We start from the raw sequence: 23,319 nt of genomic DNA, 5'->3' as shown, positions 1-23,319 counted from the left end.
CTTCTACGCGCGGGCTTCCCTCGTCGCTGCGCGGCTCCTCAGTCCAGCCCGCGCAGCGCCCCGAGACACGCTCACATGGCGGCCTCGCCCGCCACCACCAGCTCCCCCGGCAGATGCTCCAGGATCTCCGCCCGCGCCTCCCCGGGCAGCCCCGGGTCCGTCACCAGCGCGTCCACCTCGTCCAGCGAGGCGAAGGAACTCAGGCCCACCGTGCCCCACTTGGTGTGGTCGGCGACCACCACCACCCGCCGCGCCGAGCGGACGAAGTGCCGGTTGGTCTCCGCCTCCGCCAGGTTCGGGGTGGACAGACCGGCCTCCACCGATATCCCGTGCACCCCCAGGAACAGCACATCGAAGTGGAGCGAGCGGACCGCGGCGTCCGCGACCGGACCCACCAGCGTGTCCGAGGGGGTGCGCACCCCGCCCGTGAGCACCACCGTCGCCGCCCCGGGGCGCGGCCCCGCCCCGCCGCCCGCGGCCGACCGCTGCGCGTTGTAGAAGACGTCCGCCACCCGCACCGAGTTCGTCACCACGGTCAGATCCGGCACATCAAGCAACTGCTGCGCCAGCGCGAACGCCGTGGTCCCGCCCGCCAGCGCGATGGCGGTGCCGGGCGCGGCCATCGCCGCGGCGGCCTTCGCGATGTCCTCCTTGGCGCTCAGCTCAAGGCCCGACTTGGCCTCGAACCCCGGCTCGTACGTGCTCGCCTCGGCGACCGGCACCGCGCCGCCGTGCACCTTCTCCACCATGCCCAGCCGGGCCAGGGCGTCCAGATCGCGACGGACCGTCATATCCGACACGTTCAACTTGCGGGTCAGTTCGTTGACCCGCACCCCGCCGCGCCGTCTCACCTCGTCGAGGATCAGGGCACGCCGCTGCTCGGCGAGGAGATTCTGGTTGTCGCTCACCGCGGCCCGTCCCTTCTCGTTTCTCTGCATCCCTCAGCCGTTAACCGCTCGCGGGCACATCTTCGCATGCCGCGGGGACACACGATCGTCTCCGAACCCCGGGATTACGATTTCGCCACGCTCGGCGCGGCCGCGTCGGACGCCCGCGCCGAGGGCACGATCCTGGACGGAACGACCACACCGGGATCGGGGGACACGGTGGCACAGGTGATGCGTACGAGTACCGAAGCGGCGGCGGAAGTGGGCGGAGAGCCCCCGCCCGACCTGGAGTTACTGGTCCACGGCGTCGGCGGGACCACCCCGCAGGAAATGCTCACCGACCCGCGGACCGTGCTGGTCACCGGCGACAAGACCGCGGGGATCTACCGGCGCATCGAGGACGCCGACGCCGAGGACCGCCCGCAGGACTACCGCGAATCGCCGGTCCGCGAGGCCTACTGCTGGTCCAACCTCACCTCCGGCAACGGCGCCCGCGCGCTGTGGCTGCTCCTGCTGCCCTTCATGGTCGCCAACCTCGCCCACTGGATGCGGCCCGCCGCCGACCGGCGCGAGCGCACCGTGCGCGCCTACGGCCTCCTGGTGCGGCTGATCGCGCTGAGCCTGACCGTCCTGCTGCTCGCCGGGGCCTGCGAGGTGGCGCTCGACCTGGTGGCCTGGCAGTGCGCCGGCTCCCAGTCCTGCGGCGGCGACAGGTCCTGGCTCGGCTTCATGTCGCCCCGGGATCACGGCTGGTGGAGCCAGCCCGGCCGCCGCCTCGCCCTGGCCGCGCTCGTGCCCACCGCGCTCGGCGGGCTGCTGTGGTACCTGTCCAACCGCACCTGGAGCGCGTACGAGTCACAGCCCCCGCTGCGCCGGCCGGTGGACGAGTCCGACCCCGCCGCGGGCAACCGCGCCGCGCTGTGTCTGCCGGGCTTCTGGTACGGCCGCAGGATCGTCGCCCGGCTGCGCGCCGCGCACACCGCCGCGTGCTTCCTGACCGTCGCCGCGGGCCTCACCATGGCCACCGCCGCCCATGACCGCGAGCCGGGCGGCAGTGCCCTCCTCGACGCCATCGGATGGCTGCTGCTCGCCCTGCTCGTCGCGGGCGGCGTGCTCGTGGTGTACGTGGTCTGCCGCCGGGGCCGCAGCGAGACCAAACTCGACGACGAGCTGGACCGGGTCACCACCACCGCCCTGCCCGGCGCCGCCCTCGGCCTGCTCGCCCTGGCCATGCTGTACGCGGGCTGGTCCCGGCCCGGCTGGACCTCCCAGGGGCGGCTGCCAGGCGACGCGGCCTTCGGCGTCCTCGCGCTCATCCAGGGCACCCTGGTCGTCGCCCTGGCCGGCTGTGCCCTGGCGCTGCACCGCGCGGCGCCCGCCGGGCGCACCCCGTTGCGCGGTCTGGCCGGTCCGGCCGTGGCGATGCTGGCCTGCGGGCTCGGCGCGGTGCTCTGCGGCGGCGTCGCCCAGCGCGTCGCCGACTGGCTGGACGGCGACGCCACGCCCGGTATGGACAGCGGCGCCCCGATGGACGGGCCGCCGGTCCTGCTGTCCTGGCAGGCCGCGGTCATCCCCACCGTGCTGCTCGTGGTGGTGCTGGTGGCCCTGTTCTTCGCCGTCCGGGTGTGGCGGGTGCGGCGCCGGCTGGTGCGTACCGTGCCCGACGGCTACCCGGGGGAGCGGCCCGACGCCGTACGCACCCGCAAGATCGCGGGGGTGATCGCCCGCGCCGGGCTCACCGACTCCGCCCCGGGCATCGTCGGCCCCGTCGCCCTGGCCACCCTGCTCCTCGGCGCGGCCGCGGTCGTCGGGGCCTGGGCCAGCCACCAGGTGCCGGGACGGGCCGCCGACGGCGCGCCCCCGGTGATCGAGGCCGCCGCCCAGACCGCGCAGGCGCTCGGTTCCTGGCTGATGGGCCTGGCGTTCCTGCTGCTCGTCACCTGGGCCCGGCGCGCCTACCGCAGCCCCTCCGCCCGCCGCACCATCGGCATCCTGTGGGACGTGGGCACCTTCTGGCCGCGCGCCGCCCACCCCTTCGCGCCCCCCTGCTACGCCGAGCGGGCCGTCCCCGACCTGACCTGGCGGATGGAGACCTGGACCCGACGCCACGGCGGCCGACTGGTGATCTCCGGCCACTCCCAGGGCAGCGTGCTGGCCGCCGCCGCGGTCTGGCAGGTCGACCGGCGCACCCGCGGCCGGGTCGCGCTGCTGACCTACGGCTCACCCCTGGAGCGGCTGTACGGGCGCTGGTTCCCCGCCTACTTCGGCACGGCCGAGCTGTACTCCCTGCACGACGAGGTGCGCTGCTGGCGCAATCTGTGGCGGTACACCGACCCCATAGGCGGCCCCATCCGGCTGCCGGACGGCACCGGGCCCGAGGTGGACCACGATGGGCTCAAGGACCCGCTCGCCTACGGCCGTACCGCCGACCACCCGCTGCCCGCCCCGATCCTCGGCCACGCGGACTACCAGGCCGACCCCGCCTTCGACCGGGAGCGGGCCGGGCTGCTGGCCCGCCTCCCGGAACAGCACCCGCCGTCTCACAAGAGCCGCGGCCCGGCATCTCACAAGAGCTCGGGCCCGCCGTCTCACAAGAGCTCCGGCAGGTCCTCCGGGTAGAGCAGCGTGAGGTCGTCCGTGCTCGGGTCGGTCAGCTGCGCCACCCGGCCCGCGTGCCGCTCGACCATGGCCTCGAAGGTCTGGCGGGCGGTGCGGCCGTTGCCGAACGCCGGGCCCTTGGGGATCGCCGTGAAGTACTTCAGCAGCGCCTCGACCGCACCCTCGCCGATCCGGTACTCGTGTTCCTCCGCCTGCTGCTCCACGATCCGCAGCAACTCCTCAGGGGCGTAGTCCCCGAAGGTGATGGTGCGCGAGAAGCGGGACGCCACGCCCGGGTTGACGGACAGGAAGCGCTGCATCTCCTCGGTGTAGCCGGCCACGATGACCACCACCGCTTCCCGGTGGTCCTCCATCAGCTTCACCAGGGTGTCGATCGCCTCACGGCCGAAGTCCCGGCCGGAGTCCTCCGGCGACAGCGCGTACGCCTCGTCGATGAACAGCACACCGCCGCGCGCCCGGTCGAACGCCTCCTGGGTGCGGATCGCCGTCGAGCCGATGTGCTCGCCGACCAGGTCCACCCGGGAGACCTCCACCAGATGGCCGCGCTCCAGCACCCCGAGCGAGGCCAGGATCTCCCCGTACAGCCGGGCCACCGTCGTCTTGCCGGTGCCGGGGGAGCCGGTGAAGACCAGATGGCGGCGCGCCGACGCGGCCTTGAGCCCCGCCTCCTGCCGACGCCGGCCCACCTCGATCATGTCGGTGAGGGCGCGCACCTCGCGCTTGACGCTCTCCAGGCCCACCAGCGTGTCCAGTTCGCCCAGGACGGCCTTGGACGGGCGCACCTCCACCGCGGGGGCGGCGGGCGCGGCCGGAGCGGCGGCGCTCGCGGCGGTACGCTGCGCCGGAATGCTCCCCAGCAGCCCGCCCGTCGACGTGGCGGTCTCCACCGCGGGCGTCCCGGCCGTCAGAGCGGCCGACCGCGCGGCGGGTGTGGCCGCGCTCTCGTCGCTCGTGCAGTCCTCCACGATCGGACCGGCCTCGGAGAACTCGTAACCGCCGCGCGAGCACCGCTCGGTGCGGCACCGGGTCAAGGTGGACCGGCAGCCGTCGATGATGTGGAAGCCGTAGCCGCTGCTGCCGGTCACCCGGCAGTTGTGGAACGTGCCGCGGCCCTCGGCCGACACATAGAAACCGGCCTCGGTGGGGGAGGTGACCGTGGTGCGCTCGACCCTGGGGTCGGCGCCTTTGGTGACGATCACGCCGGTCGAGGCCCCGTCGATGGTGCAGCCCGCCAGCGTGCCGCCGCTGCCGTGGTCACGGAACCAGGCGCCCGTCGCCGCATCGCGGATCCGGCAGTCGTCCAGCTGCGCGGTCGCCCCGTCGCTCACCGACACCGCGGTGTTGCGCACCTGCGACAGATCGCTGTCGACGACGTCCACGCGCGAGCCCCGGTCGAGTACGAACAGCGCGTCCGGTACGTCGTGCACCCGGCACGAGTCGAGGACCGCCGTCGCCCCGTCGCTCACCCACACCGCGGGATAGTCGCCCGTACTCTCGTGCAGCTCGCACTGGTTGGCGTCCACACGCGTGCCCGGGTCCCACACCGACAGGCCGTTGCGCCCGAACCGGCGCACCTTCGAACGGGTCAGGGTCAGCACCGACCGGGACCGCAGATCGATCGCGTTCTCCGGGACGTCGTGGATATCGCAGTCCGCGAGGGTCAGCACCGCGTCCGTGTCGAGGTTGATGCCGTCGCCGGTCGTACGGTGCACCCGGCAGTCGGTCAACGACCCCGTGGCGCGCCCCGAGACCTGCACACCGGCGCCCTTGACCTCGTAGATCTCACAGCCGACCGCCTCCAGCGCACTGCCGTCGCCGGTCAGCGACAGCCCCGCGCCCGAGGCGTGGTGCACCCGGAAGCGCTCGAGCCGCGGATGCCCGCCGCCGCGCACATCGACGCCCGACTGGCCCGCCGCCACCACCTCACAGTCCTCGAACACCCCACCGGCCCCGTCGAGCACACTGACTCCCACGCCCGCCGGATTGTCCACGGTGCAGCGCCGCACGGTGGGCCGGGCGCTGCCGCGCACCTCGATCCCCACCGCCGAGCGCGTCGCCACCCGCACATCCGAGACCTCCGGGGCGCCCTCCTCGACGAGCAGCGCGGGCGAGGCCGAATCCTGGCCCTCGATATGCAGATCCTGGATCACCGCGGACGCGCGTATGGTCAGGGCGACGCCGTCGGCCGGGGCGATCCGTACCGAGCCGCGCCCCGAACCCTCGGGGCCGCGCAGGGTGACGGCCCGGCCCACCACCAGATTCTCGCGGTAGGTGCCGGGGGAGATGGAGAGCACATCACCGTCCCCCGCGGCCTCCAGGGCTGCCGAGAGGGAGGCGTACTCTCCTGTGCGCCGCCGCCACCGCGACGTTCCGCTGTGCGTCACCTGGACGACCGAGCCCTGTGCCATGGTGCTGCTGTGCCCCCACCTCGTGCGTATGCCGGCTGCGTGCGACTTTGCCACTGTGCTGTGAAGGCCCAACCGTAGCGTGCGTGGCGGGCGGTGTGTTGACGCGGCCGTGGCCGGAACGCTTCGCTCCGGTCCCGCGCCTCAGCGCGGTCCGACGAGGTGGCGCACGGCCGTCAACTGCCGGCACCCGCCCGGCCCCAGTCCTGGCCGGCCCGCTCCCACTCGACGTCCCACTGGGCGTAACGCCGACGCATCAGCCGCCATACGACCAGCCGCCGGGCGCTCTCGAACAGCCCCGCCGAGGCCGCTCCCGCCGCCAGCCCGGCCAGCACGGCATGGGTGGCGGCGGTCGCCTCGTCCAGCGGGCGGCCCGTCGGCCGGCCCTGTCCGTCGGTCCAGAGCCGGAACCGCTCGCCCGGGTCGGCCCCCGGGTGGGTGCCGAGCGCCCCGGAGTGCCTGCTGCCGTCCGGCCCGGTCCACTTGGCGAACACCCGGCGGTGCGCATCACGCGCCGAGGCGGTCTCCGGGTCGGAGTCGATACGGGGGTGCGGCAGGACCTTCACCACGGTCGCCGTGACCAACTGACGATGCGCCCGCTGCTCACGTACGGCCTCCTGGAGCGCCCCGTTCGTGACGGAGCCCGCCACCCAGCCGACCGCGGGGGCCACGAGGACGATGAGCAACACGGCGAGCAGCGCCGCCCACGCCTCGGCGAGGTCCGTTCCACGGCGCAGCGGGTTGCGCCGCCAGCGCCACAGTCCGCGGATCGTACGCATGCTCACGCACCCCCTTCCCCATTCGTGGATACCGCATGCCGGGCCGGAAATACGTGGATTAGTCGAAGAGAGAGCAATATCACGAGGTCGGGCCCTCCGTCGCGTAAGGTCGGCCGGATGCCAGGGGTACCCGCCACACCAGCCGCGTACCCCCCGCCTCGGGCGCCTCGATGTGCAGCATGCCGTCGTGGAGTTGGGCCCTGGAGCGCATGTTGACCAGGCCGCCGCTGGGCGCGCTGCCGCCCATGCCCACCCCGTCGTCCGTGACGGTCAAGACGACCTCCGCCCCGGCACCCAGCCGTACGTCCACCCGCCGCGCCTGTGCGTGCCGGGCGGTGTTGCTCAGCGCCTCGGCGAGCACCGCCAGCACCTGATCGGCCACCTCGTCCGGCACATCCGTGTCCACCGGCCCGTCCACCACCAGCGACGGGGTGAAGCCGAGCACATCGGACGCCGACCGGATGGCCTTGACCAGACGCCAGCGCAGACCGGTGGCCTCGGCATCGCCGTCCCCAACCACCCGCAGCGCGAAGATCGTGGAGCGGATGATCTTGATGGTCTCGTCCAGATCGTCCACCGCCCGCCCCACCCGCTCCGCCGCCTCGGGGTGCTTGATCAGCCGACCCGCGCTCTGCAGCGTCAGGCCCGTCGCGAACAGCCGCTGGATCGCCAGGTCATGCAGATCGCGCGCGATCCGGTCGCGGTCGTGGCGCAGCGCCAGCCGCTCCGACTCGGCGCGGTGCCGGGCCAGTTCCAGCGCCAGCGCCGCCTGCGCCGCGAACCCGGAGAGCAGCGCCACCTCGTTGTCGTCGAACGGCGGCCGCCCGGCGAGCCGGCACAGCCGCAGCGCCCCCGAAGTCCGCTCGCCCGCGACCAGCGGTACGGCCACCAGCGGGCCGAACTCCCCCTCCCGGGCCGGGATCGGCCAAGCCCGCGGATCGTTCCGCATGTCGCCGCTGACCGCGGGCCGGCCGGTACGCGCGGCCAAACCGGCCAGCGACCCGTCCGACGGCACCACCTGCCCGCCCAGCCGCTCCGCGTCATGGCCCTCGGCCACCTCCACCAGCAGGCTGTCCGTCCCCTCGGCCGGCAGCAGCACCGCCGCCGAATCGGCCAGGGACACCTGGAGGGCGAGGCGGGCGATCAGGCTCAGTGCCTCGCCCGAGGGGGCGCCGGCCAGCAGCGTCCGGGTGATCACCCCCGACGCCTCCAGCCACTGCTCGCGGCGCCTGCTCTCGTGATACAGCCGGGCGTTGTCGATGGCCACGCCCGCGGCGACCGACAAGGTGGTCAGCACCGCCTCGTCCTCCGGGTCGAAGCCCGCGCCGCCGCGCTTCTCGGTCAGATACAGAATCCCGAAGACCTCGTCGCGGATCCGGATCGGAACCCCCAGGAACGACCGCATGGGCGGATGGTGATCCGGAAAGCCCTGACTGGACGGGTGCGCGGCCAGATCGGTCAGCCGCAGCGGCTGCGGACGGCGGATCAGCTCGCCGAGCAGCCCATGGCCGCAGGGCAGCGGCCCTATGCGCCGTGCCAGCTCCTCGGATATGCCCACCGGCAGAAACTGCGACAGCCGGTGCTGGTCGACCACGCCCAGCGCACCGTACTCCGCGTCGGCCAGCACCACCGCGGCCTCCACGATCCGCCGCAGCACCTGCTCCAGATCCAGCTCGCGGCCGACGCTGAGCACCGCCTCGAGCAGGTTGTGCGTACGGCCCTGCGTGGCGCGCGCCGTGTCCAGCCGCGCCTGTAACTCGTGGAGGAGCTGATCCAGACTCAGTTGGGGCAGTGCCGGATGGCGCCCCTGATCCGCAGTGCCCGACACCTGGCCTCCGTCGTGCCCGTCAGCCGCTTGACGGCAGCCTAGCCGTGCCGAGGCCCTTCAGGGGCGCGAGTGCCCAAGTCGTCCGAGTGTCCGAGTCATCCGGGTGCCCGAGTCGTACGGGTGCTCAAACCGCCCGAGTGCTCAAGCCGCTCGCCGTGTTCAGCTCTGCGGGACCACCGCCACCGGGCACTGCGCATGGTGCAGCATCGCGTGATTCACCAGGCCGAGCTGCATACCGAAGTGGCCGTGCCGCCGCCGCGCCCCCACCACCAGCAGGTCGGAGTGCGCCGATGCGTCCAGCAGCGCCTTGCGGGGCGATGCCTCGACCACCCGGTGCGCCACCGGTACGGGCGGCAGCGCCGCCGCCGAGGCGCCGCCAAGCGCCTCGTCGAGCAGTTCGCCGGCGCGCCGCGCCCGGTCCTCGGGGCTCCCGTGCTCCCCGGCCGCCTCGGCGGCCGCGAAACGCCAGGCGTGCACCGCCTCCAGCTCGCAGCCGCGCAGCCGCGCCTCGCGGAGCGCGAAGGCGTTCGCGGCCACGCCCGCGCCCGCGGCGTATTCGGGTCCGCTGGGGCGCTCGCGCTCGGCGATGCCCACCGTCACCCGGTTCAGCCGGCCCTGCACATTCTCCGGGCGGCCGCGGACCACCACCACCGGACAGTGCGCGCGGGCCGCGATGCCAAGACCCACCGAACCCAGCAGCAGGGATGCGAACTCCCCGCGCCCCCGCGAACCCACGACCACCGCGTCCGCGCTCTGCCCGGCGCGCAGCAGGGCCGTCACCGCGTCGTCGGGCGCCACGTCGGTCATCACCTTGAGCGCCGAGGCGCGCCGCCCCGCCCGCTCGGCGGCCATGGCCAGCACGGCCTCGCTGTGGACCCGCTCGGCCGGGCGGTCCGGCGAGGTCGTGGGGATGTAGCCCTCGTAGCGCTCCCACAGGGACGCGTGGACGATGCGCAGCGGCAGCCCGCGCCGTGCGGCCATGCCGGCCGCCCAGTCCAGTGCGTCGAAGGCGGCGTCCGAACCGTCCACCCCCACCACGACGGGTAGCTCCACCGCGCCCACCGCCTCTCATGTCCGCACATGGATGTGTTCCTTCCCATTGTCCTGCCGGGAGGCGACCGGGGGAGTAGGGACCGGTCAGCGCGCGTGGCGGGCCGATGAGGACAAGAGGCCGGGTGAGCTCGGGCGCGCGGGCGGCACGGCCGGGTGAGCTCGGGCGCGCGGGTGAGTACGGGTGGCCGGCGGAGCAGTTCAGCGCAGCCGCATGGCGAGCGTCACCACGGCCCCCACCGCGCCCGCGCTGACCGCGAGCCGGTCGGTGACCAGGCGGGTCAGCCACAGCCCCCGTCCGCTGGTCGCGCCGTCCAGGCCCGGCAGGATCCGGGGGATGACGTCCTCGGAGAAGCCGGGGCCGGAGTCGCTGATCCGGCACTCCAGCTCGTTGCCGACCCGCCGCAGCAGCAGGGCCCCCTGCCCGCCCGCGTGCTCCACCGCGTTGGTGGCGACCGCGTCCACGGCCAGGACGAAGTCGCCCCGGCGCGTCTCGGCCAGCCCGGCCCAGGCCGCGCACTCCTCGACCTGCACGCGCAGCAGCGGCAGCTCGCGTGCGGTGAAGCGGCGCTGCAGCAGACGCTCGGCGGCTTGATCGGCTGGATCGGCGGACCACAGGCGGGGTTGCGCCGGCACCGGTGCCTCCCGTTGACGAGTGCGAGCGACAGCAGGGTCGATGAAGGAGCCGAGGATACGGGCCATGGGCCGCCCGCGCACGCCAAGACCGGCGATGACGACTCGGGCGCCATTTGTGACCGGAAGTGGACGTGCGGCGCCCGCAACCTACTCGGTCGCGTACCGCTTTCTATCGGCTGCCGCTGCCCGGTAATCCGCTCAAGCCCCGCTCAGCCCGCGCTGCCCGCTCAACCCGGCCAGCTCCACTGCGCCACCTCCGGCAGATCCACGCCGTGCCGCCGGATCCAGTCGTGGTGCCGATGGCGCATGTCCTCCATGGCCTGGCGCAGCCCGGCGGCGCGCACCGCGAGTCCAGGCACCCGGTCCAGCACGTCCATGACCAGCCGATAGCGGTCGAGGTCATTGCGTACGACCATGTCGAAGGGCGTGGTCGTGGTGCCCATCTCCTTGTAGCCGCGCACATGGAGCCGCGGATGGACGGCCCGCCGGTAGGTGAGCCGGTGGATCAGCCACGGATAGCCGTGGTACGCGAAGATCACCGGCCGGTCGCGGGTGAACACCGCGTCGAACTCGCGGTCCGTCAGCCCGTGCGGATGCTCCTCACGCGGCATCAGCTTGGTCATGTCGACGATGTTCACGACCCGGACGGCCGGCTCCGGCAGCCGCGTACGCAGGATCGACGCCGCGGCCAGCACCTCCTGGGTCGGCACGTCACCCGCGCAGGCGAGGACCACCGCCGGCTCGTCGCCCGGCCGCTCCGTCCCCGCCCACTCCCAGATACCGAGGCCGCGCGCGCAGTGGTCACGGGCCTGCTCCAGGCCGAGCCAGTCGAAACAGGGCTGCTTGCCCGCCACCACCACATTGACCACGTCCCGGGTGCGCAGCACATGATCGGCGACGCACAGCAGGGTGTTGGTGTCCGGCGGGAGGTACACGCGCACCGTGTACGGGTCCTTGTTGAGGACGTGGTCGACGAACCCGGGGTTCTGATGGGAGAAACCATTGTGGTCCTGCCGCCACACATGTGAGGTCAGTAGGTAGTTCAGGGCGGCGATCGGGGCCCGCCAGGGGATCGTACGGGCGGTCTGGACCCACTTGACGTGTTGGGCGGCCATGCTCGCGACGATGTCGGTGAACGCCTCGTACGAGGAGAACAGACCGTGCCGCCCGGTCAGCAGGTACCCCTCGAGCCAGCCCTGGCACAGATGTTCGGACAGCACCTCCATGACCCGGCCGTGCGGCCCCAGGTGCTCATCCGTCTCCACCGTCTCGGCCTGCCACGCCTTGTCCGTCACCGCGTACACGTCCTGCAGCCGGTTGGACGCCGTCTCGTCCGGCCCGACCAGCCGGAAGTCGCGGCGCTCGGACGTGTCGGCCATCACCTGGCGCAGCAGCCCGCCGAGCACCCGCGTCGGCTCGTGCAGCCGGGTGCCGGGCTTGTCCACGGCGACGGCATGCCCGGCCAGATCGGGCAGCGGCAGCTCGCGCAGCAGCCGGCCGCCGTTGGCGTGCGGATTGGCGCCGAGCCTGCGGTCGCCCGCCGGTACGCAGTCCAGGACCTCCGGGCGCGGGCGGCCGTCGGCGGCGAAGAGCTCGTCCGGCCGGTACGAGCGCAGCCACCGCTCCAGCTGCCGCAGCCGCCCCGGATCCTCCCGGACCCCGGCGAGCGGCACCTGATGGGCGCGCCAGGTGCCCTCCACGGGCACCCCGTCCACCTCGGCCGGGCCGGTCCAGCCCTTGGGCGTACGCAGCACGATCAACGGCCAGTGCGGCCGCTTCCGCGCCCCGTCACCCTCGCGCGCGGCCCGCTGGAAGGCGGCGATCCGGTCCAGCGCGAGATCGAGCGCCGCCGCCATGTCGTGGTGCGCCTGCGCCGGGTCCTCGCCCGCGGTGGCGGTGACGTACAGCGGCTCGTGGCCGTAGCCGCGCAGCAGCTCGTCCAGCTCGCCTTCGGGCAGCCGGGCCAGTACGGCCGGATTGGCGATCTTGTAGCCGTTCAGCTGCAGCACCGGCAGCACGGCGCCGTCGTACACCGGATCCAGGAACTTGTTCGAATGCCAGGACGTGGCCAGCGGCCCGGTCTCGGCCTCCCCGTCGCCGATCACACAGGTGACCACCAGGTCGGGGTTGTCCAGCGCCGCGCCATAGGCGTGCGCGAGGGAGTAGCCGAGCTCGCCGCCCTCGTGGAACGAGCCGGGCACCTGCGGCGAGGCATGGCTGGGCACCCCGCCGGGCGTGGAGAACTGGCGGAAGAGCCGGGCCATCCCGGCGAGGTCCCGCCCCACGTCCGGACACAGCTCCCCGTACGTGCCGTCCAGCCAGGCCCCGGCGAACACGGCCGGCCCGCCGTGGCCCGGGCCCCAGACGCACACCGCGTCCAGGTCACGTGCCGAGATCACCCGGTTCATATGCGTGTAGACGAGGTTCAGCCCGGGACAGGTGCCCCAGTGGCCCAGCAGCCGCGGTTTGATGTGCTCGGGGCGCAGCGGCTCCGCCAGCAGCGGATTGCCGGTCAGATAGATCTGGCCCGCCGCCAGATAGTTCAGCGCCCGCCAGTGGGCGTCCAGGCTGTGCAGCTCGCGGTCGGTGAGCGTGGCTTGCGGTCCCATGCGTGACTCCGTGAGAGACGGCGGCCTCAGGACCCATGTACGACCATGCCACAAGCCGGGCACGGCCGCCCTTCGGCCGACCCTCACCCACCCGCCCCGAAGGGCGCGCAGGGGCGGGAGACGGCACAGTGAGGACATGAAGGGACTACTCAGCCCGCTCAAGACGGAACACCGCGATCGGCTGATGGCGCTCGCCCGCGAAGTTGCCTTCCCCGCGGGCAGCCGCATCTTCGAGGAGGGGCGCAAGGCCGACCGCTTCTGGATCATCCGCACCGGCTCGGTCACCCTCGATCTGCACGTCCCCGGCCGGCGCGCCGCCGTGATCGAGACACTCGGCCCCGGCGAGCTGATCGGCTGGTCCTGGCTCTTCCCGCCGGACACCTGGCACCTGGGCGCGGAGGCGCTCAGCCCGGTGCGCGCACACGAATTCGACGCGGAGGCGGTACGCCGGCTGTGCGACGAGGACACCGAACTCGGCTACGCGCTCGCCCTCGCCTGTGCCCAGGTGATCGGACGCCGGCTCCAGTCCGCCCGCACCCGCCTGCTGGACCTGTACGGGCCGTACGCGGGCGGCATATCGCCGTGAACGTATTCAGGGACCCGGGCGCCGGGGCGCACCCGCGACCTGCGAAGCTGATCGCATGAACACCCGTCATTTCACCTCCGGTTCGGCCGCTGTACTGGCCGCCGTCCTCCTCCTGTCGGCCTGCGGGATGGGGACGAGCTCCACCGGGGATTCCGGGGGCTCCGGGGGCGGCTCCTCGAAATCGGGCGGCGGCAACGGAGTGATCAGCAGCTACGCCCCGGCCGAGCGCAAGCAGCTGCGGGAGATCTCCGGCAAGACCCTCGAGGGCAAGCCGCTGGACCTCGCGGACTACAAGGGGCATGTCGTGGTGGTCAACCTCTGGGGCTCGAACTGCGGGCCGTGCCGGGCCGAGGCGCCCAATCTGGTGAAGGTGGCCAAGGAGACCGAGGCCGAGGGCGTACGGTTCGTCGGCATCAACACCCGGGACCCGAGCCGGGAGGCGGCCATCAGGTTCGAGGAGGAGTACGGCGTCTCGTACCCCAGCCTCTACGACCAGATGGGACGGATCGTGCTCAAGCTCCCCCGGGGCAGTGTCAATCCGCAGGCCATCCCCTCGACCATCTTCCTCGACAGCAGCGGACGGCTCGCCGCCCGGGCGCTGGTGCCGCTCAGCGAGCGCGATCTGCGCAAGGCGCTGCGGCCGCTCATCGCGGAGCAGAAGAAGGCTTGAGACGGCGCCGCGGCCAGATGTTCGGGCGGCCGGGGGCCGAACGGCCCCTTACCCCGCGCCGCGACGGGACGGAAAGCTGGGCGGCGGATCACGACCGGCGCGCCCCGCGCGCCACGAAGGGAGAGGCAGTGGCACAGGCGGCCGACCCCGCGAGGCCCGCGACACACATCGGGGTCTTTCTGCTCGACGACCACGAGGTGGTGCGCCGCGGACTGCGCGATCTGCTCGACGCGGAACCCGACCTGTGCGTGGTGGGGGAGGCGGCCAACGCGCGCGAGGCCATCGCCCGCGCCCCCGCCGTACGGCCCCGGGTCGCGGTGCTCGACGTACGGCTCGGCTCCTCGGCCGAGGGCGGCGACCACGAGGGGATCGAGGTGTGCCGCGAACTGCGGGCCCGGCTCCCCGACTTGGCCTGTCTGATGCTCACCTCCTTCGACGACGACGAAGCGCTCTTCGACGCCATCATGGCGGGGGCGGCGGGGTATGTGCTCAAGCAGATCAACGGCTCCGACCTGGTGTCGGCCGTACGCACCGTGGCCGGCGGCCGGTCCATGCTCGACCCGGGCGCGACCGCGCGGGTGATGGCCCGGCTGCGTGGGCCGCAGCCCAGCGGGCCGGTGGAGCTGGAGCGGCTGTCGCCGCGCGAGCGGGAGATCCTGGAGCTCATCGGTGAAGGGCTGACCAACCGCCAGATCGCCGAGCGGCTGTTCCTCGCCGAGAAGACGGTCAAGAACCGCATCTCGACGATCTTGTCCAAGCTGGGCGTGGGACGACGCATTCAGGCCGCGGTCATCGCCGAGCGGATCAGGGACCGGCGCGCGGCCGAGTGATGTCTGACGTTTGCGTGGGGCGCGAGGCCGGACTCCCCTTCCGGTCTCGCGCCCCACGCGCGCACGGGGGCACGCCCGTCCGTGTGGCTCCTCACCGCAGTGGAGTGGGAGCCAGGCACGCCCCGGTGGCGAGGGTGGTTCCCAGGCACTGGTGATCAGCATCGCGGGCCGTGCACCCACCGGGAAGGGGCCGAACGGCCCTGATGGCCGGGCCGGACGGGGCCATCGGCTACTCGAGGATCTCGACCCGGTCGCCCAACCGCAGTGTCCCCGCGCCGCGCCCTTCCCCCAAGAGCCCGACGGCCGAGGGAAGTTCGGGAAGTTCGGGGAGCTCGGGGAACTCCGGGACGAGGTTCTGCCCGAAGAGGAGCTGATCGCCGGCGCGCCGGTGGCGGGCCAGCGTACGCAGCGGCTCCTTGCCGCGCTCGGCGGTCTCCTGGTCGGTGGTGGTGATCACACACCGGGCACAGGGCTTGGTGACCCGGAAGACGACCTCGCCGATCCGTATCCGCTGCCAGTCGTCCTCGGCCCAGGGAGCGGTGCCCTCGACCACCACATTCGGCCGGAAGCGGTTCATCGGCAGCGGCCCCTCGTCAGGGTGATCCCCTTGAGCGATGAGCGAGTTGAGCGCGTCCAGCGACGCGGTGGTGGTCAGCAGCAGCGGAAACTCGTCCGCGAGGCTCACGGTCTCGCCCCCGCGAGCGAAATCCGGAGCCAGCGGCCTGCGGCGGGCCGGATCGTCCAGATGGACCAGACGGACCGGAGAGCCCAGAAAACCACTGAACCACTCGTCGGCCGCCGCGCCCGCCGACACAACCTCGACGGCCTCTTTGTGCAGCCACACGGTCGACACCGGCGCGGCGTCCCCCGGCTCGGGCACGGCGACGGTCAGCGGCTCATGGCCGGCAGCGCTGAGCCGGATGCCGCCACCGGGCAGCGGCTCGGCGGAAACCAGCGCCATCCGGGCCTGTTGGCGCTGCGTCACATACCGTCCGCCGGGCTCGACGACCATCCACCGCCGGTCTCCCGCAAGCCCCCACGGCTCGACGACCGCATCGAGGGGAGCGCCCCCCGCGGCCGACTTGACGGGGTACACGTGGATAGCGCTCAGTGCTGGATTGACCATGCCGACAATCTTGCCAGCCGGGTCCGACAGCGTCGTGTCAAACCCACCCCACGGTTCCCGGCCGGCCCGGCCCCCACCTGGGGCCGGGCCCCGCCGCGCGGGGCGGCTCAGTAACCGGCCCCCGGCTGCTGCGGTCGGCCCTGGTACTGCTGACGGCCGTAGGGGTCCTCGTACGGCGACGGCGCGGGCGCCGCCGGCCGGGGTGCGGCGGGGCGCGGCATGGCCGGACGCATCGCCTCGTAGCCGTTGGGCGCCGCCGGACGCTGCTGCTGCGGGGGCTGCTGCTGCCCCGGGTAGCCGCGCGGACCCGTCGCCTGCGGCGGGATGTACGGCGAGGGCGCCTGCTGCAGCCCGCCGGGCTGCGGCTGCCCACCACCCGTCTGGTATCCCTGCGAGGGGTTGTACTGCGAGGAGGAAGGCGCGGCCGGCAGCGCGGGCAGCGCGGAGGGCAACGCCGGGAGGTGGCTGCCGGTGTCGTACGGCGGGGCCACTCGGATGGGCGCGATCTGCGGTGTCCCCCGCTCGGCGACGAGACTGTCGTAGATGGGGGTGTCCGGGAAGGACGACGAGGAGTAGTAGCCGCTGCCGTAGCTACCGCGGGGGGAGGTCATAGCCCATAAGTTAAGCCCACGATGTGCCGATTGGGGAGTCCGGTAAGAGGGTTGTTTTACCGGCTGGGAGCGGTCGGCGTTCCCCAATCCGAGCGAATCTGGCAAAAACGGTCGGCAGGGTACGTTGAGATCCTGTAAAGAGCTCGTTTTCGACGGGTTACCGATCGCGGTCCGATGATCGTGTGTCTGTGGCCGAAATGAACAGATCAGAAAGGCAGGGGGACAGCATGGCGATGCGCAAAGGCAGCAATGTTCCGGTTCCGGCGTCGGCGGTGCGGGTCGAACTGGGCTGGCGCACCGGCCCGGGGGCGCCGGACGTCGACGCCTCGGCGCTGCTGCTGGTATCCGGAAAGGTCCGTTCCGACGCGGACTTCGTCTTCTACAACCAGCCGGCACACTCCTCGGGCGCCGTACGCCACGAAGGCAAGCGAACCGCCGGTGACACCGTGACCGACACCCTTTCGGTGGACTTCGGCCGGGTGGAGCCCGCCATCGAGACGGTCGTGCTCGCCGCGTCCTCGGACGGCGGCAGCTTCGGCCGGGTCCCGGGCCTGTACATCCGGGTGCTGGACGCCTCGGGCGGCGCGGAGCTCGCCCGGTTCGACAGCGAGGACGCCACCGTCGAGACCGCGTTTGTGCTCGGCGAGCTCTACCGGAGGCAGGGCGCGTGGAAGTTCCGCGCCGTCGGCCAGGGCTACGGCAGCGGACTCGCGGGCCTCGCCACGGACTTCGGCATCAGCGTCGACGAGCCCCAGCACGCCCCCGGCCCCGCCTCCGTCCCCGCCCCGGCCGCCGCCCCCGCGCCCGTACAGCCGTCCGCGCCCCTTCCGCCCCCGCCGCCCACGGCGCCCGCCGCGCCGCTTCAGCCGCCGACCGCGCCCGCGTACCCGCCCGCCGCGCCGCCGGCCCCCGGGTACCCGGCTCCCGCTTCCGCCCCGGTGAGCCTGTCCAAGGTCACCCTGACCAAGGAGGCCCCATCCGTCTCGCTCACCAAGCAGGGCGGTACCTCCGGCGCCATGCGGGTGAACCTCAACTGGCAGGTGCGCAAACAGTTCCAGGGCTGGGCCCAGAAGCTCGGCAAGGCCATCGCCATGCACGGGGACCTCGACCTCGACCTCGGCGCGCTGTTCGAGCTCGCCGACGGCAGCAAGGGCGTGGTGCAGGCGCTCGGCAACTCCTTCGGCTCGCTGCACCAGCCGCCATTCATCCAGCTCGACGCCGACGACCGCACCGGCGCCCGGGACTCCGGCGAGAACCTCACCATCAACCTCGACCAGAAGAACGCGTTCCGCCGCATCCTCGTCTTCGTCACGGTCTACGAGGGCGCCCGCAGCTTCGCCAACCTCAACGCCACGGTTACCCTGCAGCCGCAGCACGGCGCGCCCATCGACTTCTCGCTCGACGAGTGCACCGTCCCCTCCCCGGTCTGTGCCCTCGCGCTGATCACCAACAACGGCGGTGACCTCATCGTCCAGCGCGAGGCCCGCTATCTGGTGCCCGAACGCGGCGTCAGCCCCCAGCGCACCCTCGACTACGCCTACGGCTGGGGCATGAACTGGACACCCGGCCGTAAGTGAGGCGGGCCATCAGGGCGCGGCGTCGCCGGGGCGGGCGTAGGTACGCCCCTTCCACGCGGCGCCGCGCCCCTGATAGTGCCGGACCGCCGAATCCACGGTCATCAGCAGATACAGCAGCGCCGTCAGCGGCAGCAGCGGCGCCAGCCACAGCGTCTGCCGGTAGTAGCGCAGCATGGGGACGTACGTCGCCGCCATCAGCGCCCAGGCGGCGGCCCCCGCCGCCCACAGCGCCGGCCGGCCCGCCGGCAGCCCCGCGCACAGCGCCACCGGGGGTACCAGGTACACCAGCGCGAGCCCCGCCACCGTGGCCACCAGCAGCAGCGGATTGTGCCGCAGCTGCGCATAGGCGCTGCGCGAGACCATCCGCCACAGCTCGCCCAGCCGCGGATACGGCCGTACGCTGTCCACCTGGTCCGCGAGCCCCAGCCAGATCCTCCCGCCGCTTCGCTTCACCGCCCGGGCCAGCGCCACATCGTCGATGACCGCGTGCCGGACCACATCCGGGACCCCGGCCCGCTCGGCCGCCTCCCGCCGCAGCAGCACACACCCGCCCGCGGCCGCCGCCGTCCGCGCCCCCGCCCGGTTGACCCAACGGAACGGGTAGAGCTGCGCGAAGAAGTACACAAACGCCGGGACGATCAACCGCTCCCACGCCGTCGCCACCCGCAGCCGCGCCATCTGCGACACCAGATCGAGCCCGGAGCCGCGCGCCGCCCGCACCAACTCGCGCAGGGAGTCCGGTTCATGCGCGATATCCGCGTCGGTCAGCAGCAGATACTCCGTGTCCGGGCGGGCCTCGGCGAGCGTCATGCCGTGGCGCACCGCCCAGAGCTTGCCCGTCCAGCCCGGCGGCGGCTCACCGGGCGAGTCCACGGTCAGCGGCAGCCCGCCGTGCTCATCGGCGAGTTCGCGGGCCAGCTTGCCCGTGCCGTCCGTACTGCCGTCGTCGACGAGGAAGATCTCGGCCGGCCCCGGATAGTCCTGCGCCAGCAACGACGGCAGGCTCACCGGGAGGACGGCGGCCTCGTCCCGGGCGGGGACGACGACGGCGACCGGCGGCCAGCACTCCTCGGTGGCGAGGTCCGCCGGGGCCTCGCCGGGGACGATGGACTCACCGCCGGGGTTCGCGCGCGCACCGCCGAGGTCCAGCAGCGCACCGGGGTCCACCCGTGTACCGCCGCGGGGCAGCCGGACGTCCGTACGCCAGAAGAAGCCCTGGCCCAGCAGCAGCCACCCCCACACGACAAGTGACCCCACGGCGATCCACGTCAGCGCGTCCACCGTGGCAGTCTGCCCGACCAGGAGCCCGGTCGCCGGGCGCATCGGGGCGATCCATTAAAGTGACCGGGTGAAGATCGCGCTCATGGACTCCGGAATCGGCCTGCTCCCGGCAGCGGCTGCGGTGCATCGGCTCCGGCCGGACGCCGATCTCGTTCTCTCCTCGGACCCCGGCAGCATGCCCTGGGGCCCGCGCACCCCCGAAGACGTCACCCAGCGCGCGCTGGCCTGCGTCCGCGCCGCCGCCGAGCACGGCCCCGACGCGCTGATCGTCGCCTGCAACACCGCGTCCGTACACGCCCTGCCCGCGCTGCGGGCCGAGCTGGAGCCCGGGCTGCCGGTCATCGGGACCGTACCCGCGATCAAGCCCGCGGCGGCGGGCGGCGGACCCGTCGCGATCTGGGCCACCCCCGCCACCACGGGCAGCCCCTACCAGCGCCGACTCATCAGCGACTTCGCGGACGGCGTCACCGTGACGGAGGTGGCCTGCCCGGGGCTCGCCGAGGCCGTACAGCGGGCCGACTCGGCGGCGATCGACGCCGCGGTGGCCGACGCCGCGGCCCGCACCCCGCGCGACATCCGGGCCCTCGTCCTGGGCTGCACCCACTACGAGCTGGTCGCCGACCGCATCCGGGCCGCCGTCCAGCCGGCCGACGCCCCGCCGATCGCCCTGCACGCCTCCGCCGGGGCCGTCGTCGCCCAGGCCCTGCGCCGGATCGGCGCCACGCCCACCCCCTCGGGCGAGGCGGCACAGGCGGGCCCGTCGGCGCTCGCGGACCTTTCCCAGCTTCCCCAGGGACGGCTCACCGTGCTCCTCAGCGGCCGCGAGGCCGCGATGCCCGAGGCCGCCCTGGCGTACGCGGAGGGGCGTCTGCTGGCGGCCGAACCCCTGGCGCGGGGCTGACGCGTCTGGCGCGGGGCCGACGCGCGCGGCCCAGGACTGGGCTCGCCCGGACACCTTTCATGCTCCCTACCACAGTCCTCTGCCGGGGTAGCGGAACGTGGGTACCCTGCCAACTATGAGGCACCACGGCGAGGACGACGAGCGCGACAGGCCGGCCGGGGCCGGGAGGCCCCCTGAGATCTGGACCGGGCGGGCACACAACCGCGCCCAGTGGCTGCTTGCCGCCGGGGGCGCCGCCTGCGTGGCGCTCGGCATCGACCTGGCCGTCGCCTCTCCCTGGACCTCGGGTCTGGCCCCGCTCCTCATGGCCGTGATCGGTTGCCTCGCGGCCGGACTGCTGATGCTCTTCGGCACCCTGGCCTTCGTTCACGTGGCAGTGCGGGTCGACGAAGAGGCCCTGGAGGTGCGCTGCGGCCACATTGGACTGCCCCGGCGCCGTATCCCGCTCGACGATGTGGTCCACGCGGACTTCGCACCCCGGGTCACCCCGTTCCAGTGGGGCGGCTGGGGCTACCGATGGCGCCCGGACAAGGGCACCGCGGTGATCGTCCGCCGCGGCGAGGGCCTGGTGGTCCGGCTCGGCGACGGCCGGATCTTCACCGTCACGGTGGACAACGCCGAGACTGCGGTACGCGTGATCCGCGACCGCCTGCGCGGCGTCGCGGCCGGGGCCTCGCAGGCCTAGATTCCGTCCGAGGTCACCGGCTATACATGATCCTGATAACGGCCCGGAAGGTACGTCCTTCCGGGCCGTTCCCCCGTTCGGCCCCGTTCCTTCAGCACGTCCAGATATGAGAGAGGTCGGCAGATGAGCGCACTGACACCAGAAGCCCTGCTCGCGGATTACCTGGCCCTGGCGGACGACAGCTGTGTCGCCGTGCTGCCGCACGTGCTGCGCATTACGGTCGAACTCGGCATCGCCGATGTCATAGCGGCGGACACCAGGACTGTCGAGGACATAGCCACCGCCACGGACGCGGACGTCGAATCCCTCTACCGCCTGCTGCGTGCCCTGGTGTCGGTGGGCGTGCTCGTGGAGGACCCGTCCCGCTCATTCCGGCTGACCGAGACCGGACACCGCCTCCGCACGGATGCCCCGAACAGCGTCCACGAATCCGTCCTCAACGCCGACTCCCAGCGGGCCTGGCTCCGCGGTATCGACAGCATCCGCAGCGGGCGCTCGGTCTTCGACAGCGTCCACGGCGGGGACTTCTTCACACACAAGAATTCCGACGGCGACGCCGATCGCGCTTTCCTGCGCCGGATGCGGGAGCGCACCGGGCGGCTGTACGGGCAGTTCTCCGCGACGCCCGACTGGCGGCAGTCGGACGTCGTCATGGACATCGGGGGCGGCGACGGCTTTATGCTGGAGCGCGTCCTGCGCGAAGCCGATCATGTCCGGGGAATTCTCTTCGATCGGCCGTCGGTCGTCGACATGGTCAAGGATTCCGAGCACATCCGGTCGCTCGGAGAGCGCTGCCAGCTCGAAAAGGGCGACTTCTTTGAATCGCTGCCTTCAGGGGCCGACACCCATATGCTGTGCAGTGTGCTGCACGACTGGACGGATAGCCAAGTGGTCGCCATTCTGCGCAACAGCAGGAAGGCGCTGCGGGACGGCGGGCGGCTACTGATCGTGGAGATGCTGGTGCCGGAGAACCAGGAATGGCACCCCAGCCGATGGAGCGACATCGGGATGATGGTGCTCACCGGCGGCCGCGAACGCACGGCAGCGGAATTCGAGACCTTGCTGAGCGATTCCGGATTCAGTCTTTCGAGCGTGACCCCGATTTCCGGCTCTTACTTCTCGGTTCTGGAAGCGAAATAGAAGGTTTTGGGTAGCCGCTGATGTTGCGCCTTTCGGCGTGATTCGATGGGCCTGGTGGCGTGGCGTAGCGCGTACGTCATGCCGCCAGACCCATCTGTGTCGACTGTGCCTTGATCGACTATTGTTCCGGGAGCTCCCTCAGGGCTGCGGCCAGCGTCCGGCCGATCTCGGCGAGTGGACCGGGCTGCATCATGTTGACGTGCTCACATGGAACCGCGTGTTCGTGCACGTGCCCCGTGATATACGGGGCCCACGCTCGGGTAGCGGCCACCGGCATATGGTTGTCGACGCCTGCGGTGAAGAACAGCACATCGCCAGAGAACTTTTCCAGCGTGGCGGAGCGCCCGAGCGCCCGGTTGTTACCGACCGCGACGGCCAGTGCGGATATTTCGTCCTCGCTGAGAGCGATGCCTCCCGTCATCTCACCCATGTGCTGCCTGGCGTAGTCGCGGAGGAGAGCGGAGAGATCCGCCGCATCGGCATCCTCCGAGATTGTGTATCCGGCGCCCTCCGCCAACGCGTATATAAGGTCCTCTTCTTTTTCCGGGCCCGATGGAAGAACCCCGTCGTTTGGATAGGCGTCAAGCATGGTCAGCAGGCTGACGACTTCTCCCTGACTCTGTAGCAGTACCGCCGCAGCATGGGCGACCAGCCCTCCGAAGGACCAGCCGAGCAGCCGATAGGGGCCGACGGGCTGAACAGAACGCATCAGCTCCGCATAGTCCCGCGCCATTTCCTCCAGGGAGGTCGGCAGCGGCTCCTTCCCCATCAGGCCGCGCGACTGGAGCCCGTAAATGGGGACTTCTTCTGGGATGTGCCGCAGCAGACCGGCGTAACACCAGCTGAGCCCTGATACCGGATGTACGCAGAACAGCGGTGGCTCTTTGCCGCTCGCACGGATGGGGAGGAGTGGATCGAACGGATCCTGGCTCGCCCCGTCTTCGATGCGTTCGGCGAGGCCGGCGACGGTGGGGGCTTCGAAGAGGGCGCGGATGGTGAGTTCGACGCCCAGGGCGGTGCGTATGCGGCTGATCAGGCGGGTGGCGAGGAGGGAGTGCCCGCCGAGGGTGAAGAAGTTGTCGTCGATTCCGACGTGGGT

19 protein-coding genes are annotated in these 23,319 nt (G+C 72.3%); 8 read left to right on the top strand and 11 right to left on the bottom strand.

Translation table 11 applies throughout. From position 1 onward, the window contains the following. Positions 1-71 precede the first annotated feature (71 nt). Positions 72-908, bottom strand: a complete 837-nt coding sequence (locus ACWDSL_RS39265; RefSeq protein WP_089510830.1) for a DeoR/GlpR family DNA-binding transcription regulator — start codon at positions 906-908, stop codon at positions 72-74. Between the two features lie 210 nt (positions 909-1,118). On the opposite strand from ACWDSL_RS39265, the gene ACWDSL_RS39260 reads away from it, so the two are divergent. Then, a complete protein-coding gene (locus ACWDSL_RS39260; RefSeq protein ID WP_450492744.1) occupies positions 1,119-3,506 on the top strand; it encodes a hypothetical protein in 2,388 nt (795 codons plus the stop codon). Here ACWDSL_RS39260 and ACWDSL_RS39255 read toward each other — a convergent pair. The 6 genes from ACWDSL_RS39255 to ACWDSL_RS39230 form a co-directional block, all read right to left on the bottom strand. Further along, a complete protein-coding gene (locus ACWDSL_RS39255; RefSeq protein WP_450492742.1) occupies positions 3,476-5,914 on the bottom strand; it encodes a right-handed parallel beta-helix repeat-containing protein in 2,439 nt (812 codons plus the stop codon). The genes ACWDSL_RS39260 and ACWDSL_RS39255 overlap by 31 nt on opposite strands. Before the next feature lie 173 nt (positions 5,915-6,087). Continuing rightward, positions 6,088-6,690 (bottom strand): Rv1733c family protein, encoded by a 603-nt coding sequence (locus ACWDSL_RS39250; protein WP_450492741.1) that lies wholly within the window; start codon positions 6,688-6,690, stop codon positions 6,088-6,090. Between the two features lie 79 nt (positions 6,691-6,769). Continuing rightward, entirely contained in the window at positions 6,770-8,518 is a 1,749-nt protein-coding gene (locus ACWDSL_RS39245; protein WP_450492740.1) for a GAF domain-containing protein, read from the bottom strand. 159 nt (positions 8,519-8,677) lie between these two features. Further along, positions 8,678-9,580: a universal stress protein gene (locus ACWDSL_RS39240; RefSeq protein ID WP_450492739.1), complete on the bottom strand. Its 903-nt coding sequence runs from the start codon at positions 9,578-9,580 to the stop codon at positions 8,678-8,680. 189 nt (positions 9,581-9,769) lie between these two features. Next, on the bottom strand, positions 9,770-10,204 hold the full coding sequence (locus ACWDSL_RS39235) for an ATP-binding protein (protein WP_398533030.1): 435 nt from the start codon (positions 10,202-10,204) through the stop codon (positions 9,770-9,772). 227 nt (positions 10,205-10,431) lie between these two features. Beyond that, positions 10,432-12,813 carry a phosphoketolase family protein gene (locus tag ACWDSL_RS39230; protein WP_450492738.1) on the bottom strand — a complete coding sequence of 794 codons (2,382 nt, stop codon included), beginning with the start codon at positions 12,811-12,813 and terminating at the stop codon, positions 10,432-10,434. A 136-nt stretch (positions 12,814-12,949) separates the two neighbouring features. On the opposite strand from ACWDSL_RS39230, the gene ACWDSL_RS39225 reads away from it, so the two are divergent. From ACWDSL_RS39225 to ACWDSL_RS39215, 3 genes are all read left to right on the top strand, one after another. Further along, positions 12,950-13,399: a cyclic nucleotide-binding domain-containing protein gene (locus tag ACWDSL_RS39225; protein ID WP_450492737.1), complete on the top strand. Its 450-nt coding sequence runs from the start codon at positions 12,950-12,952 to the stop codon at positions 13,397-13,399. Positions 13,400-13,454: 55 nt separating this feature from the next. Further along, a complete protein-coding gene (locus tag ACWDSL_RS39220) occupies positions 13,455-14,069 on the top strand; it encodes a TlpA family protein disulfide reductase (RefSeq protein ID WP_450492736.1) in 615 nt (204 codons plus the stop codon). Positions 14,070-14,197: 128 nt separating this feature from the next. Continuing rightward, on the top strand, positions 14,198-14,899 hold the full coding sequence (locus tag ACWDSL_RS39215) for a response regulator (protein ID WP_450492735.1): 702 nt from the start codon (positions 14,198-14,200) through the stop codon (positions 14,897-14,899). 229 nt (positions 14,900-15,128) lie between these two features. Here ACWDSL_RS39215 and ACWDSL_RS39210 read toward each other — a convergent pair whose 3' ends face one another. Both ACWDSL_RS39210 and ACWDSL_RS39205 read right to left on the bottom strand, forming a co-directional pair. Beyond that, positions 15,129-16,025, bottom strand: coding sequence for an MOSC domain-containing protein (locus tag ACWDSL_RS39210; RefSeq protein ID WP_450492734.1), 897 nt, complete (start codon positions 16,023-16,025; stop codon positions 15,129-15,131). Positions 16,026-16,132: 107 nt separating this feature from the next. Continuing rightward, complete coding sequence (locus tag ACWDSL_RS39205; RefSeq protein WP_089510840.1) at positions 16,133-16,636, bottom strand: DUF6643 family protein; 504 nt, start codon at positions 16,634-16,636, stop codon at positions 16,133-16,135. A 233-nt stretch (positions 16,637-16,869) separates the two neighbouring features. Here ACWDSL_RS39205 and ACWDSL_RS39200 point away from each other — a divergent pair, with 233 nt between their 5' ends. Beyond that, complete coding sequence (locus tag ACWDSL_RS39200) at positions 16,870-18,213, top strand: TerD family protein (protein WP_450492743.1); 1,344 nt, start codon at positions 16,870-16,872, stop codon at positions 18,211-18,213. A 9-nt stretch (positions 18,214-18,222) separates the two neighbouring features. On the opposite strand, the gene ACWDSL_RS39195 is transcribed toward ACWDSL_RS39200, so the two are convergent. Next, positions 18,223-19,536 carry a glycosyltransferase gene (locus ACWDSL_RS39195; RefSeq protein WP_450492733.1) on the bottom strand — a complete coding sequence of 438 codons (1,314 nt, stop codon included), beginning with the start codon at positions 19,534-19,536 and terminating at the stop codon, positions 18,223-18,225. 25 nt (positions 19,537-19,561) lie between these two features. Here ACWDSL_RS39195 and ACWDSL_RS39190 point away from each other — a divergent pair, with 25 nt between their 5' ends. From ACWDSL_RS39190 to ACWDSL_RS39180, 3 genes are all read left to right on the top strand, one after another. Continuing rightward, a complete protein-coding gene (locus tag ACWDSL_RS39190; RefSeq protein WP_450492732.1) occupies positions 19,562-20,395 on the top strand; it encodes a glutamate racemase in 834 nt (277 codons plus the stop codon). Between the two features lie 115 nt (positions 20,396-20,510). Continuing rightward, entirely contained in the window at positions 20,511-21,080 is a 570-nt protein-coding gene (locus tag ACWDSL_RS39185; protein WP_089510844.1) for a hypothetical protein, read from the top strand. 123 nt (positions 21,081-21,203) lie between these two features. After that, the gene (locus tag ACWDSL_RS39180) at positions 21,204-22,220 is read left to right on the top strand and encodes a methyltransferase (RefSeq protein ID WP_450492731.1); all 1,017 of its coding nucleotides are present in this window, start codon (positions 21,204-21,206) and stop codon (positions 22,218-22,220) included. 118 nt (positions 22,221-22,338) lie between these two features. Here the strand turns inward: ACWDSL_RS39180 and ACWDSL_RS39175 are convergent. Next, positions 22,339-23,319, bottom strand: a 981-nt coding sequence (locus tag ACWDSL_RS39175) for an alpha/beta fold hydrolase (protein WP_450492730.1), incomplete at its 5' end; no start/stop codon positions are given.

The sequence above is a fragment of the Streptomyces sp. NPDC000941 genome (assembly GCF_053599555.1).
This window is presented reverse-complemented; position numbering and strand designations above follow the sequence as displayed.